Origin of the sequence: Flavobacterium hercynium, from assembly GCF_002217285.1 — a bacterium.
Lineage (GTDB): Bacteria > Bacteroidota > Bacteroidia > Flavobacteriales > Flavobacteriaceae > Flavobacterium > Flavobacterium hercynium.
This window is the reverse complement of the sequence record NZ_MUGW01000025.1, coordinates 27,712-42,878: the sequence shown is the minus strand read 5'-3', so window position 1 is coordinate 42,878 and position 15,167 is coordinate 27,712. Positions and strand designations below refer to the sequence as shown.

General features: G+C 36.4%; 10 protein-coding genes. 1 reads left to right on the top strand and 9 read right to left on the bottom strand.

Annotation, left to right across the window (positions count from 1 at the left end; all coding sequences use genetic code 11):
• Positions 1–11: 11 nt before the first annotated feature.
• Positions 12–5,477, bottom strand: a complete 5,466-nt coding sequence (locus tag B0A66_RS12505; protein ID WP_089050179.1) for a T9SS type A sorting domain-containing protein — start codon at positions 5,475–5,477, stop codon at positions 12–14.
• Between the two features lie 94 nt (positions 5,478–5,571).
• Here B0A66_RS12505 and B0A66_RS12500 point away from each other — a divergent pair, with 94 nt between their 5' ends.
• Positions 5,572–6,585: an SAM-dependent methyltransferase gene (locus B0A66_RS12500; RefSeq protein ID WP_089050178.1), complete on the top strand. Its 1,014-nt coding sequence runs from the start codon at positions 5,572–5,574 to the stop codon at positions 6,583–6,585.
• 6 nt (positions 6,586–6,591) lie between these two features.
• Here B0A66_RS12500 and B0A66_RS12495 read toward each other — a convergent pair whose 3' ends face one another.
• From B0A66_RS12495 to B0A66_RS12460, 8 genes are all read right to left on the bottom strand, one after another.
• Entirely contained in the window at positions 6,592–7,155 is a 564-nt protein-coding gene (locus B0A66_RS12495) for a phage tail protein (protein WP_089050177.1), read from the bottom strand.
• 355 nt (positions 7,156–7,510) lie between these two features.
• Positions 7,511–8,020, bottom strand: a complete 510-nt coding sequence (locus tag B0A66_RS12490; protein WP_089050176.1) for a hypothetical protein — start codon at positions 8,018–8,020, stop codon at positions 7,511–7,513.
• A 132-nt stretch (positions 8,021–8,152) separates the two neighbouring features.
• Positions 8,153–9,022: a helix-turn-helix domain-containing protein gene (locus B0A66_RS12485; protein WP_089050175.1), complete on the bottom strand. Its 870-nt coding sequence runs from the start codon at positions 9,020–9,022 to the stop codon at positions 8,153–8,155.
• A gap of 176 nt (positions 9,023–9,198) precedes the next feature.
• A complete protein-coding gene (locus tag B0A66_RS12480) occupies positions 9,199–10,410 on the bottom strand; it encodes a hypothetical protein (RefSeq protein ID WP_089050174.1) in 1,212 nt (403 codons plus the stop codon).
• A 69-nt stretch (positions 10,411–10,479) separates the two neighbouring features.
• On the bottom strand, positions 10,480–12,906 hold the full coding sequence (locus B0A66_RS12475; protein WP_089050173.1) for a TonB-dependent receptor: 2,427 nt from the start codon (positions 12,904–12,906) through the stop codon (positions 10,480–10,482).
• 7 nt (positions 12,907–12,913) lie between these two features.
• Positions 12,914–13,387 carry a DUF4625 domain-containing protein gene (locus B0A66_RS12470; protein ID WP_089050172.1) on the bottom strand — a complete coding sequence of 158 codons (474 nt, stop codon included), beginning with the start codon at positions 13,385–13,387 and terminating at the stop codon, positions 12,914–12,916.
• Positions 13,388–13,450: 63 nt separating this feature from the next.
• Positions 13,451–14,413, bottom strand: a complete 963-nt coding sequence (locus tag B0A66_RS12465; protein ID WP_089050171.1) for a DUF4625 domain-containing protein — start codon at positions 14,411–14,413, stop codon at positions 13,451–13,453.
• Between the two features lie 415 nt (positions 14,414–14,828).
• Entirely contained in the window at positions 14,829–15,146 is a 318-nt protein-coding gene (locus B0A66_RS12460) for a hypothetical protein (RefSeq protein ID WP_244283460.1), read from the bottom strand.
• Between the last annotated feature and the right edge of the window lie 21 nt (positions 15,147–15,167).

The following is a 15,167-nucleotide window of genomic DNA, read 5'->3' as shown; positions in this document are numbered from 1 at the left end:
TGGCAAGATTTTTATTTATTTACAATTACTTTTAAAGATTTTTTGATATTAGCAGTTTCAATAACTACCAGATACATATTACTTTCAGTTGTTTGAGGCAATTGTATGTTCGTTTTTACGGTTGATGACTGAACTGTTTTTATCAATTTCCCAGAAACAGAATAAAGGCTAATTTGCATTTTTTCAAGTTCTTCTTTAGGGAAATCAGCTTCTACTGTAACCACTTTTCCAGTTTGAATTGGATTAGGATAAAGTTTTGCCTGAATTGATTTGTCAAGTTCAATTGTAGTATCACAAGTTGATAGAATTTGACCTTCTTTAGTTTTCATCTTCACCATAAAATTGGCATTGGTGTCTAATTCATCTGTGATGTTTTCACCAGCTGAATAGTATTGTCCTGTTCCTACTGATACACCATTTTTAAACCATTCGTAAGATACAAATGTGTAACCGCCATTAGTTGCAGGATTATTGTTTACAAGCAATACATTGTTGAATTTTTGCTGTACAATATCATAGAAACCGAATGGTTTTTCAATTGTAATTGTGTAGTTCGTAGATACGCTTCCGTCTTGCGAAGTCACTACTGCATTTTCGGTATAAATTCCAGGTTTTGGAGGTGTAACCGTATAAGTTGGAGCAGGAGTAATAGTCGCATTCGTTTGATTTAAAATGGCAACATTAACGGTATTCTCATCACATTCCATTACATATCTAATCTCTTTTGGAGGATTCGCATAAACGGTACTTCCAATCGTGATAGAACTCACCATAATATCATTGTTTTTGATCACAAGAACTTGAGAAACAGAAACCGCAGGAAGATAATTATCATCTCCAAGCTGAGAAGCTGTTATGGTAACTTCTCCTGTTCTTAACAATTCAACATCACCATTTGAAGATACTGTAGCCGATGGTAATGCAGTTGTATAGATGTATGAGTACGTTACAGGTAAACCTGAATTTGAAGTTGCATTTAAAGTAAATGTATTGTTTACTCCCAAAATTCTGTCTTCAAGAGGAGCAAATGTAATTTGTTGTGCCGCTTTTTCAATTGTAAGTTGTGCACTAAGTATCACAGGTACACAATTTGGAGCGCTTACACCAGGGAATACAAGAGCTGTTACCGTATAATTTCCAGCATCTAAAGCACCATTTGGAGTAGTTGTTGCCGGTGTAATTGAATACGTAACGATTGCATCTGAAGGTAGATTTCCAAGTTCAATAGTTTGAACGTTTCCATTATACGTTACAGTTTTGTCTGTAAAAGTTAACGCATCTAAAGGAGAATCAAGAACTATTACATTTTGTGTTTGTGTAGTAATGTTACCATTTCCATCGTCATAAGTCCAGGTAATAGAATAGTTACCTGTAGCTGTATAATTTAAAGGATCGGTTGTAGTAGCATTTATAGTACCTGCACAATTGTCTGTAGCAGTTGGAACTGTAATTTCTGATGAAAATATAGAACAGTAACCTGTGATATCCGGAAGATTCAATAGGTCAGGAACAGGTGCTGAGTTATCAGGAGTATTGATTAAAGTAAACGATCTTGTTGTAAAACAACCGTTTGAGTCTGTAATCATTACAGAATAATTTCCAGCTGTTAAGCCTGTAGCAGTAGCTGCTGTTCCACCTGCTGGTGACCAGATATAATTGTATGGAGCTGTACCACCAGTAGCGATTACAGAAGCTTCACCATTATTACCACCTGGACAAGAAACATTGATTTGTGATGCAGTTGCTGTTAAAGCATCTGGCTGATCTATAGTAACACTAACAGAATACTGACAAGTGTTAGCATCCTGAACAACAACAACGTAAGTTCCTGCACTTAATCCTGAAGCAGTTGCATTAGAACCTCCTGTAGGATTCCATGTATAGGTAAATGGTGCTGTTGCTCCAGATGGAGTTATCGTTGCAGTACCGTTTGATCCTCCATTACAAGAAACGTCTGTTTTTGAAACAGTTGCTGAGAATTGAACAGGTGAACTGATTGTTATTGTTTTTACTAAAGTACATCCGTTAGCATCTGTAATCGTACAAGTATAATCTCCAGCTGGTCTTCCTGAAATAGAAGATACGTTACCGCCTAGTGGAGACCATGCATACGTATAAGGGGAAGTTCCGTTTGATACTGTTACGCTTGCAGAACCATTGCTTCCTCCAAAACAGCTAACACCTGTTGAAGCTGTAGTAGCAGAAAGGGCAGCGAGTGGCTGATTAATAGTGAACGTTTGTGTGGCTTGACATGAAGCGCCATCTGTAACCGTAACCGTGTAAGTTCCTGCAGCAAGACCTGTTGCTGTAGCAGCAGTTCCTCCTGATGGAGCCCATGAGTAGGTGTAATTACCATCGCCCCCAACTACGCTTACAGTAGCAGAACCCGTTGTGTCTCCATAACAAGCAATATTTACAATTGCTCCCTGTGAAGCTGTTAATGGGTTTGCCGGTTCGGTAATAGTAAAATTTTCTGATGTTTGACAGCCGTTAACATCAGTAATAGTTACCGTGTAAGTTCCTGAATAAAGTCCTGTTGCTGAAGCAGCAGTTCCTCCCGATGGAGACCAAGAATACGTATAACTACCTGTTCCACCAGTTACAACAACGCTTGCAGAACCTGTAGGAGTGCCTCCGCACGTTATATTATCTTGTGTACTGCTTAAAACAGTTAATGCTGCTGCCGGCTGGCTAATAGTAAAATTTTCAGTTGCCTGACATGCGTTAGCATCCGTAACGGTAACAGTATAAGTTCCTGCAGTAAGACCAGATGCTGTAGCAGCAGTTCCTCCTGTTGGTGACCAAGAATACGTAAATGATCCCGCTCCACCTGTTGCAGAAACAGTAGCACTTCCGTTAGATCCGTTGAAACAGCTAACATTATTTATTGTTCCCTGAGTTAATACTATTGCAGCTGGCTGAGAGATTGTAAAGCTTTGATCTTTCTCACATCCGTTATTATCTGTTATTTTAACACTGTAAGTACCGGCTGTAAGACCGCTTACGCTGGCATTAGTACTGCCTGAAGGTGCCCATAAATAAGTATAACTTCCTGCACCTCCTGTTGGAGCAACAGTTGCAGTTCCGTTAGAACCATTAAAGCAGCTTACATTAGTCTGTGTTGCATTAGAATTAATTTCTGAAGGCTGTGATACCAGAATGTTATTAATAGTTCTTGTACATGAATTGGCATCTGTAATAGTTACACTATAGACACCAGCCTGAAGACCTGTAATAGTTTGTGATGTTGCTCCGTTTGACCATTCGTAGGTATAACCCGAAGTACCGCCCGTTGGAGTAATAGTAGCTGTACCATTAGATCCTCCGTAACAAGATACAGTAGTAATTGAAGGTGTACCGCCTAAGGCAGCTGCTGGTCCTCCAACAACAATACCAGAGATAGTTCTATCACATGAATTGGCATCCGTAATAGTAACACTGTATGTTCCTGCCTGAAGATTTGATGCGGTTGCAGTTGTCGCTCCGTTAGACCAAGCATACGTATAACCTGGAGTTCCACCCGTTGGTGCAATAGTTGCAGTTCCGTTGTTCCCGCCAAAACAGGAAACTGAAGTACTTGAAGGAGTTCCACCAAGCATTGCAGCCGGTTGTCCTATAACAATATTTTCTACTAAAAGGTCACATCCATTATCATCCGTAACAGTTACACTATATGTTCCTCCCTGACGACCTGTTATTGTTTGAGTTACTGCTCCTGTAGACCAGGTGTAAGTATAAGGTGCTGTACCGCCAGCAGCTGTAATAGTTGCTGTACCGTTATTCCCTCCAAAACAAGAAACTGCAGTGGTAGAAGATGTTGCAGTAAAAGCTACAGTAGGTCCGTTAATAACAACCTGATGTGTTTTAGTGCAACCTATATTATCGGTAACTGTAATAGTATAAGTACCCGGAGCAAGTCCTGATGCACTAGAAGCGGTACCACCAGAAGGTGACCATGAATAAGTATAAGGAGCTATTCCTCCAGAAGTGGTAAGACTAGCCGAACCATTATTATCACCAAAACATTGTACATTAGCTTTTGTAAGTGTAGTAACGGTCATATTTGAAACCGATAAGGTTGACGCATTTGATGTAACACCACCCGGTGTACATACTGAAGATGCTCTAAGTCGGTAGGTATATCCATTCATACCAGCAGTAGCTCCTGTAATAGTTAAAGAGGAAGTAGTAGCATTAGAATACACACCTCCGTTTGTTATAGTAGAAAATCCAGATCCGGTATTTACCTCCCATTGGTATGCTGTTGCATTTACAGCAGTAGCAGGAAATGTAGTATTGCTTCCCAGACAAATAGTTCTGCTTGGTGGATTGGTTGTAAAACTTATTGTAGCCGCAGGTGGCTGCGTAATATCGAATGTTTTTACCAGTGTTGTTAGATCACCATCTGTAATCGTAACATTGTACTGTCCGGCACCTAGACCACTTGCAGTAGCCGCTGTACCTCCTGCTGGAGACCATGAATATGTATAAGGCGTTTTACCTCCTGAAGGCACTACTGTTCCAGTACCGTTCGATCCCATATTACACGTTACATCTGTTTGAGACTGTGTAGCTGCAAGTGCTGCGTTTGTTGTAAACGACAAAACGGCTCCATAACTGGTTCCGACATTATTAGTAGCATACGCTCTGTAATAAATAAGTGTTGATGGTGTAAGACCCGTTGCAAAATCTGAATAAGTCCCGGTAGCTGTACTGACGTTAGTAACTACATTATTAGCCAATGTAGGAGTAGTGGCAGTTGTTGACCACACAATTCCTTTAGCTGTTAAAGGACCACCTGCAGTAACATTACCTCCTAAGCTAGCTCTTACAGCGCCAATATTAGCTGCAGTAGCTGTTGTCGTTGTAACAGTTGGTGCTGATGCCTGTGCCTCAAAAGCAAAATTATCAATAGCAAAATAATCGTAGTTAGCACTTAGTTTGATTTCTAGTTGATCGATCATTACGTTAGTATTGTCAACACCTTCCAATGTAGCAAAATTTGCTTGTGTAAAACCATTGCCAGGTGCTGCATAACCGTTATCAGCACCAGTGGTATTTTTAATCACTGAAAATTGTTCAACACCACCGAGTCTCCCTATGAAGGTAACGGAACCTGGTTGACCAAGAAAGGTTACACCTGCATCTTGACCAGAGTTACCGGATAAATAAATCCATAAGCTGCTAACCCTAAAGGTGCCACTTGTTATAGTAATGAAACCAGATTGTCCCATGCTTTCCTGATTGGCATCATCAGCAACCTGTATATATTTGTTGGATGAAGCATAACCAGTATTTGGTATGTTTACAAGTGTAAAACCACCAGAGTAAGTGTTGGTTAAATTGAAAGTGGCTGTGCCAGATGTAAAATTGGGAGTACCTGCAGTGCCAGCTTCAAATGTTTCGGTGGTAATTTGAGCAGTAAGGTACTGCATCGAAAAAACCAGCAGAAGTAAGAGTAAGTAGTTTTTTTTCATAATTTGTTGTAATTAAATTTGTCATTTTGTAATCCTATTTTTATACTTTTGAATTCTATTTCTAACTTCAAGCGACGCTAAAAGTCAAAAAAACATGTACAAACAAGAACTTACGATTATTGTTCAATCTATTATCGCATCTAATACTGCAGATCAATATGCAGCAGCTGCTAAAACACTTTCTGATTTTTATAAAAAAATCAACTCCATTACTTTTTCTCAGGACAACGAAAAGGCGGTCAAAGGCGGAGTAGCATTATCCAGTTTGGGTGCCGCAGATTGTGTAGATGATTATCTGCGTACTGTCTTTTTTATAAAAGGAATTTATAAAGCTTTAACCCAATTGTGCCATGATTTTCCTGATCGTAGTATTAATGTGCTTTATGCAGGTTGTGGTCCTTATGCAACATTAATGCTGCCTTTACTTCCATTGTTTAATAAAGAGAGGATTAATGCTGTTTTGATAGACATAAATGCAATTTCAATTGCATCCGTTCAACAACTTGTAACCCTAATTGGCCTTGACGAATATCAAATACAATTACTCGAAGCAGATGCCATAACGTATACCAGTCCGGAAAATTTTAGTATAGATCTGGCAGTATCTGAGACTATGGATTATGCACTAACGAAAGAACCTCAGGTGGCTATCGTACAAAATATTGCGGCTCAATTACCTGCTCATGGAATCTTAATTCCAAAGGAGATCAGAGTCGATTTGATGTACACTTTTTTTGACCAAGAACCGTATCTAAAGAATGCAGTAACTGAAGTAGAGGGCTACAAAACTTTGCAGCCCTATCCTCATAGTGTATTTGTTAATAGATTATTTACAATAAACAAAGAACTTTTTAGTAAAACCACTCCCGTGTATAAATTAGAAAGCGATTTTTATAAACTTCCAGACAATTTTAGCAATCATCCGGATGTATGCGTTTTTACAGAAATTAAGATTTTTGATGATGTTGAACTCAAAACGGCAGAATCTTATATAACAAATCCGTATTGTGTAGTATCATTGTATAGTCTTATTAATAATTCAGCTCTTCAGTTAGTATATGATTTTAGTGCAATACCAAAATGGTCTTATAATTTGAAAAACGAATAACTGTCTTTATGGGCGAGGAGGAAAAATTCCTTCTATGCAAATTATATAAAGCATTGCGGTGTAAGGTTGCACTACAGATACAGGTACCGTAGCACCAGCATTAACAGTTGCGCCTGTAGTAATATTACTGGCTAAATTTACCGATGGAGTTGCTGCCACAAAGCCTAATGTTGGTGTAAAAACTCTGGAAATATTAGAACCAGGTACTCCAATAGCATTTCCATTTGCTGGAGTTGATAGTGTAGAATTGGAAGAACTTACTGATATTGTACCAGTTCCTGTATGAGTGTGCGCTGGTATATTTGTACCTAAAAGTGTTACACTTGTGTTACCACCTTTATCTCCTGCTACATAAGTTGTACCATTAAGTGTTCCTACACCAACAGGAACAGCTCCCTGAAGATTCGGCAAGCCAAAAGTTGTAATACCATCGCCACCAAATTGTGTGCCTAAGATAGCATACACAGCAGAATACTGTTGTATCTGTAAAAGCTGACCATTACACACTAGCCATCCACGTGGCGCAAAATTCCCTGCAAAAAGCTTAACAATTCCAATGTACTCATCCATAGTAATAAAAAATTAAAGTTTATAAATTTGATTTTGGTTAGCGTAATTGTAAGGTTATCTTTTTTTGGTTTATTCCGCCAATTCATTGATAACGCTGTAATTACGATGCTAAAGTAATGGATATGGATATTGTAGGAGCAGGGGTTTATACCTGTTTTTAGGATTTACTTTGTTTTAAGCATAAAAAAAATGTTTTTTAACAACAAATGAGATTCAATTATGAGAAAAATAGATTTCTTTCTATAAAGTGTTAAAACAATGTTATTTGTTTGGTTAGGTTAAATGTAGTAAAAGTTTTATTATCAAAGTGTTAAAAATAAATTTATGCTAAATTTATTTTTATTGTTCAAAAGTTCTACAGAAGTTTCTTTTTAAAATAATGATGATTTTCTGACATTGCATCAGTCTCTTCTTTTTGAAAAGTAAATTTTTTAAAATCAAAAGCTTCTAAAATTTCTATTAAAATCAGATCTTCTTTTAATGCCTTCACCCAAATTAAATCATGTTTTCTCTGTATCCCAATTTCTTCTGCCCGATTAATAAGTAATTTAATTTCGTCCGGACTGGAGTAAACAATGTCAGTAATACAAATAGGTTTGTTTGCATTAAGATTTTGATTGTAAAGTCGCGAAGAATTTAGCTTCATAAATGACTTTGGTGTCTCATCTTCATAGACCATAACTATTTCTACTGAAAAATCATTTTGTATTTTCATTAGTTTTTGAATCGAGAAGTTTTCTTCGGTATATTTTTTTGCAGAAGATTCAGCATCCTTAAATAATTGAGTATAAAATTGAAGCGCTTGATTTTCAATCCAATTGGCGTTTTCTAATAATATAAGGACAAATTTGGCAGTTTTAGACATGATTTTCTATGCTATTAAATTAGTAATAGAACAAAGATGCTTGTCTCCGCTTTAGCAATAAAGGGATAAATGTCTTAGAAGTTGGTCGAAAAGTCGGTTTCGTTTTTGATTTTTAAAGTTAGAAGAAAACTTTTATGATAACATTCTACGATATTGCAAAGGAGAAATTCCCATTGCATTTTTAAAAAATTTACCAAAAACAGACTGATCTGAAAAATTAAGTGAATCGCTTATTTGATTAATAGTTAAGGATTTATTTTGAAGTAATACTTTTGCTTCCAATACTACCAGATCATCAATCCAGTTGCTTGCCGTTTTTCCACTATTCTTTTTTACAACTTCGGATAAATACTTCGGCGTAACATTTAACGCATTAGCATAATAGCCTACAGATCTGTTTTTTATAAAATCCCTGGAAAGTATTTCTTTAAATTTTTCAAATAAGGTATTTTGCTTTGTTTCAACAGCATCACCTTGATGGATAGTATCGAGTTCAAATAGTAAGATGTACAGATAACTTCTTAGAATAGAAGCTTGATGCTGAGAATTGTGAGTAACTGTTTCTCGGATTAAATCGAATATTTGTTTGAATTTTGGTTTTGTGCTTTTTTCAAGATTAAAGACATGCATTTCACTGTTTTCAAAAAAAGAATATTGAGAAAGAAAGAAAATATTCGCTTGGTTCTGAAGGAAAAATTCAGGTTTAAAGAAAATAATATCCATTAAGATTTCATCGCTGTTTTTCGTAAAACTTCTTATCACAGTAGGCGCCAATGCAATAATGGCAGGAGCCTGAACAACTATTTTGGAAAGTTGGGTCTGCATGATGATACTTCCTTTTTTCAGAAATTCTACTGCATAACTTTCTGCCCGATACGGAATATCAATATAAGGATGATCTTTAATTTGAGTGTAGAAGTAATCGTTTTTATCATTTTCAGCTGTAAATAAGCTTTTATGATGCTCAAGTGAGTACGTTTCTATTTTATCCGTCTTGGCCATGAGCGGTAAACATTTTATGAAATTAATACTCAAATATAAAGAAACATAAGAAGAAATAGGAACTCATCTCTGAGAGTTTGCATTTGAATGTAAAAAATGAAACCTCCAAAACACTATGATTTTGGAGGTTTCCCGATTCCGTTTACTAAATAGTAATTCAAAATCTATAAACTAATTTAGTGGCTTTCGCTATTTTCAAAACCTAATATCGTAATCATATAAGGTGTTGTCGAAACTTTAATTTTTCTAATTGCCAATGTAGAAAGCGTTACCTGCAATAATTCTCCTGTTGTAGGCGAAGTAACATAAGCATACTTCTCTGTCAATTGAATTTGAGGTTTTATAGTTGCATCGGTAGCCGTTTCTGCAATTAGTTTTCCTTCTTTTTCTAATTGTAAACTGGTTAAGTTATAAAGTTTAAATTCACCTGAATGCAATAAAACACCTAGTTTAGTTTGATTGTAACTAACTTTACATTGCATGATTGTAGTATTCGCCAGAATTGGTTTAATGGTATCATTTACAACATCAATTAAATAAGCACCTTTGGCAGCTGTAAAACCAACAAATTTTCCTTTTGTTTTAGTTTCTAAAATACTTCCAAACCACGCTGCTCCAAAATCTTCAGGCAATGCAATAAGTTTTTGTTTCCCTGAACTTTCTACAACCAAAACACCACTTGCTGAACCAAAAACAGCGTATGTTCCGTCTGATGCATTTCCGTGAATTCCTTTTGTTGAAAGTGTTGCGTCAAAAAGTGTTTTCCCTGAATTGTCAATGATCTTAACTTTTTCAGGCAATGTTCCTGTGATAGAATTATCTTTTTCGGTAATAGCATACGTTCCGTTAGAGAAAGAAGCCATTGCACCGTGATGTGGCGCAAGACCAGCGTTTACCACTTTGAATTGTGCTCCCGGTGTATTAACCTCAGATTCTTTTGCAACAGATAGTGTTCCGTCTCCATCATTAAAAGTTAGAATTTCTCCAAATTTGCTTTTAAAGTGTGTTGGCATAAGCGACTGACCAATTAAAGCACCAAATTGTGGAATCCCGTCTACATCAACGTGATCACCATGACTTTCGAATCCGCTGTCAAAAGTTTCAACAGTATTATCCAATCGGTGAATAATTCCCGCATAACGACCTGATTCCGTAGTGTAAAGTGCCGATTTTGCAAATTTCGCCTTAAATGAAGAAGTAGTTGCATCTACAGGATTTACAAGTGTTATGTCCGTTGTTTTTTCATCAGAAAGTAAAATTCTTAAATATTTGAATTCCGTTAATTCTTCTTCCGGAGTTTCGGGATCGTTATTATCATCGTTGCTGCAAGAAAGCACGAAGGTCGACAAAGCGAATAAGAAGATTAGTTTGAAATACTTGTTTTTCATTGTAAATGTTTATTTAATTAATAATTGGGTTTAGTTGTTTTTCAGTTAAAAGCAATCAAATAGAAAGCCTTACTGATGTATTATAAAAGGAATTTTTAATGATAAAATGATATTTCTGCCGGCTTCAGGTAATTCTATCAACCTGTAAAAACTCGTGTGATTGAGGTATCGCGTATTAAACAAATTCTGAACCTGAAGCGAAATCGCCAATTCCTGTTTTCCTGTTTTGACTTTAGTTCCCATCGCGAGATTAAAGACCTGACTGGCGGCTGTTTTTTTCTCTGGCGGAACAATTTGATTTTGAGCTGCAGTAACGCGATAATCGATCGTGAAATAGGTATCCGTTACGTTCTTTATTTCCGGATTGTAAGTAAGTCCAAATAAAACAGAAGCAGGAGGTGAGAACGGAAGTGTATAACCTTTTTTGTTTCCTGAAACCTGTTCTGCATACAGATATTCTGCTAAAATCTCAGCACTTATATTTTTATGAAACTGAAACTTCGTTTGCAATTCACCACCATAGCGCATGACTCTACTTTGTTCATATTCAAAAACCTGATTGCCAGCACCGTAATAGACATCCAGTTTTGAAGTTGGATTCAGATAAATGTAATTAGGGAAATAATTAAAAAACGGACTTAACTGTATCGACCATTTAGATTCCTGCCATTCTAAACCCAGATCTAACTGATACGATCGTTCTGGAGATAAATCAGGATTTCCTTTTTCAAATCTGAAATAATGATAATTTACCCCATTTGATGCGAGCTCTTTGGCAATTGGCATTCTAAAACTAGTTCCGGCATTGGCTTTTAAAGACAGTTTCCCGGGTGTATAATTTACGCCCGCTGACCAGCTAAAATTGTCAAATTTTCGATCCAGATTTTCGGAGCGATTCAAGTAGGCTGAATTAGTCTCGTTGTTTGTTGTAATCTGACTTTCGAACCAATCAGTATATTGTTTTATTTTGATCGAACCATAGTCGAATCGTACCGCTCCATGAAGCAGCCACAAATCGTTGAGCTGAATTTTGTCGTAAAGAAATAATCCTGCGTTAAATTGTTTAAAAGCCGGAATAAGAAAACTCCATCCGTCGATTGTATTTTGTTGCTGTTCTGCATTTACCCCAAAAGTTAGTTGATGATTCGCTATTGAAAATTCATCTTTAAAAGCTGCCGAAAAAACTTCTTTATCGTATTGTCTTTCCAAATCCTGAGGCGCATACATATCTTCAGGATAAACAGGCGGCATGTAACCATGATTGACATAATGACTCCACTCACGACGGAAGTTCTTCTGAAAACCGATCTGTGTTTCCATTCTATGATTTCCTGCCTGAAAATTGGTTGTATTGCTGATTTTTGTATGTGTAACTTCCTGAGAAGGTAATAATACATCCCGACTTGATTTATCGTGAATTGCAGCATCTACTTTTCGGGGTTCAAGTCCGTGTGCATTAGCAAAGAATCCACTTTTGGTATATACGTTACTCATGTACACAACCGATTTGAATTTTTCGGTAGCGTAACCAAAACTGGCGTGCAAGTCTAATTCACGCCCTGCTGTATTGCGCAAATGATTTTTGTACAACGGCACCGCATAATTATACACATGAACAGTATCAGTTGGAACACGGTAATCGCCATATTCCATTGATGTAATTCGGGTATCGAAAAACCAGTTTTCATTTCTCCCGAATAAATTCAGAGAACCACCAAATTGCTCGTTGTTGCTTTTGGCTGTAAAGTCTGCACTTCCTCCAAAAGTATGTTTTGCCGGAACTGGAACGGGTTTTATGTTAATGGCACCTCCAATAGCATCTGAACCATATATAAAGGACGATGGACCTTTAATTATTTCCACTCGATTTACGGAGTATTGATCGATCTCTAAACCATGATCTGCACCCCATTGCTGACCTTCATGTCTGATACCGTTTTCTACTACAACTACCTGATTAAAGCCCAAACCGCGAATAAGCGGCTTAGAACCTCCGGAACCAATAGAAATTGTTTTCACGCCCGGAATGCGCTGTAAAGACTGCATTAAACTTCCACCGAGATTTCGTTGTATGAAACTGCTGTTAACCACTTCAATATTCAGGGATTCTTCTTTTTTTCGGCGTGCTTCATAACTGTCTTTAATGACAACTTCCTGTAATTGCTTAATTTCAGGAGTTAAAAAGACATCCGGAAGCTGGGTCATGTTTTTATCCAATGAAATTTTCACTTCATAATGGACGTAATCCGGATGTTTTATAGTCATTCTCTTTGAATCTAAAGCTAATTTGTTAAAATAAAAGTGACCTTCCTTATTTGTAATCGCGGTAGTATGTGAAGGATAAAGCGTAATAACAGCGCCTTCTAATGGTTTTTTATCATTAGAAAAAACGTTGCCCGATAAACTCACTTGCTGCGCTGTTATTTTTGAAAAAAAAGCAACACAAAAAAAGAGCAGGTAAAAAAGGAGTAATCGATTCGATTTGTTTTGTTTCATCAAACAGTTATAAAATTTTAATGCTTAAGCCTTTTATCGTTTGCCAGCCTTCTTTGTCCGTAAGGCGAATCATGAAATGATAATCTCCAGGATCGATGTCTGAAGGAATGGCAATTTCCTGAATCGCTTCATAGGTTTTTTCGCCACTCGGAATGTCAACAGAATTGATAAATAAGAAGGGTTTTACCGGTTTTTTGATAGGATCGGCGATACAGTTATTTACCTCAGTACTATGTGTATGCTGATCAAAATTGTGATGAATGTCAAGACTATACGAACCTAGAGAAACGTTGTCTGTAAATTTAGCTTTGAATGTTATTTTTTGACCGCGGGTAATTTCACTGCATTGTATCGGGAATGAATTGGCGTCCGTAATATCGATTACCGGATATTCCGTATCAATCTCGGTTTTATCGCTTTCACAAGCCGTTATTGCAAAAGCAAATAATGCAAAAATGAATATATGTTTTATTGTTTTCATGTTTCTGTTTTTATGATGTAAAGACATTTGATATGATATATTTTAGACAAGATATTTGAGACCTTATAAGACAATCGGAATATTTATAGCTTGGGTAAAGTTGATATTGTAAGTAGTGTTTTTGTACACGACCAAATAAGTATAATCTCCGGTTGCCCATGCGCGTGTTCCTGTAATATCCTGAGGTGTAGGAACGTTAAAGTCCTTTGCAGCACCAATTGGCAATTTTGGTGTTTCTCTGGTTACCATATTATTTTCGTCAAAAAGAACATTAGAAAAAGTACCTACTTCTGCCATGTCTTTATGTTCAAATACATCATAAACAATTACTTTACTAAAATCGATCTGATCTACGCTTTCCGGAGTATGTTTTGCATTTTTATTAATGAGCAGCAAATACATAATTCCGTTTCCTTTAACTCCCGAAAGTGTTACCTGCGACATGAAGTTGTCTGTAGTTTTAAAATGATCTCCTTCAGTATAATATTTACCTTTTCTATAGAAGAAATCATCATTTTTAAAAACAGTCAAAATAGTTGTTACAGGATTTACAGGAAGATTTCCAGAAGCATAAATATTCAGATTCTTTTTCACTTCAAGTGAAGTTCCGTTTTGATCTTTAATCGTAATGATGAAATCGTATTTTCCTTCAACAGCATCAGCGGGAACATCAAAATGTTTATGAATTGTTGCATTTTTTGCACCGGCATATTGTGTCCAGTTGATTTCATGTGACCATACTTTAGAGTACGTTTCGGTGCTTTTTTGTACAATTTTTATGTTTACATTTTCGATTTTGTCAGCGGCAACAACTTCTGCATTAAAATGAAAATCTTCTCCAATAACTCCAATTTCATTATTACCCAGTCCCAATTCTATTTTATCAATGGTAGGCTGCTTTTGTTCCGGCTCAGTTGGAGTATCAGAATCGCTGCTGCAGCTCGTAAAAACGAATGTGCTCAGAAGAAAAGCGACAATGATTTTTGCTGGTTTGATTGCTTTCGATTTGGTTTTAACTTTATTCATATATATTAAATTTAGGTTACAAGAGAAGGGCAGTTACAATCAAAAAAGGGATTAAACGGCATAACAATTCCATCAGATAAATGGAATAATCTAAAAACTTAGGAGATTGATAAACGTGACACGTTATCAGAAGGAAGAGCGCTAAAGAAACAGGCAAACTTAATTTTGCTTAAAGCAATAAAGTAAATTGACTCTTTGGTTTTAATACATTTTCAGTTTCTTGTAAACAGAAATTACGATAGATCAAAAAAAACTACACGACTACGTATGCAACCGAAATAAGATTGAATGTAGTTTTAAACAAAACGACGGAAGTCTTTTCAACAAATATTTGCTGTAGACAGGTTTTATGATGTAGTGAAATTGAGGTAACAAAACGTAATAACAGTGATAACTGAAATGTATAACGCTCTACTTAGTTAAATTGAGGTGGTGCTCTCAGTGAGAAAAGAGACCCTTTAAAGAAATAGGAATATGTCTTTACATAAAAAATTACAGGAACAGTTATACTGCTGTAAGGTGTTTTAAACTCGAATTGCGGAAATGAAAAAGTACTAAATGGCGTAAATTTAAAATGGCAGATAGCACACTCTTTGTGCGAGTCATGTTCTGCTGTAAACTTACTTTCACCATTTTCGTGATGAACGTTTTTAGTTACCGAAACAGGGTTATGAAGGTGTTCGTACGAATGTATCACCGGAAATAGTATAGCAAACGCTACTATTAACGGCATAAGAAGATTAATAAATTTAAA

Coding starts and splice junctions, on each gene's coding strand:
- B0A66_RS12490 (WP_089050176.1), bottom strand. CDS start 8,020: ATGTCTAAAACTGCCAAATTTGTCCTTATATTATTAGAAAACGCCAAT.
- B0A66_RS12475 (WP_089050173.1), bottom strand. CDS start 12,906: ATGAAACAAAACAAATCGAATCGATTACTCCTTTTTTACCTGCTCTTT.
- B0A66_RS12505 (WP_089050179.1), bottom strand. CDS start 5,477: ATGAAAAAAAACTACTTACTCTTACTTCTGCTGGTTTTTTCGATGCAG.
- B0A66_RS12460 (WP_244283460.1), bottom strand. CDS start 15,146: ATGCCGTTAATAGTAGCGTTTGCTATACTATTTCCGGTGATACATTCG.
- B0A66_RS12465 (WP_089050171.1), bottom strand. CDS start 14,413: ATGAATAAAGTTAAAACCAAATCGAAAGCAATCAAACCAGCAAAAATC.
- B0A66_RS12495 (WP_089050177.1), bottom strand. CDS start 7,155: ATGGATGAGTACATTGGAATTGTTAAGCTTTTTGCAGGGAATTTTGCG.
- B0A66_RS12480 (WP_089050174.1), bottom strand. CDS start 10,410: ATGAAAAACAAGTATTTCAAACTAATCTTCTTATTCGCTTTGTCGACC.
- B0A66_RS12485 (WP_089050175.1), bottom strand. CDS start 9,022: ATGGCCAAGACGGATAAAATAGAAACGTACTCACTTGAGCATCATAAA.
- B0A66_RS12500 (WP_089050178.1), top strand. CDS start 5,572: ATGTACAAACAAGAACTTACGATTATTGTTCAATCTATTATCGCATCT.
- B0A66_RS12470 (WP_089050172.1), bottom strand. CDS start 13,387: ATGAAAACAATAAAACATATATTCATTTTTGCATTATTTGCTTTTGCA.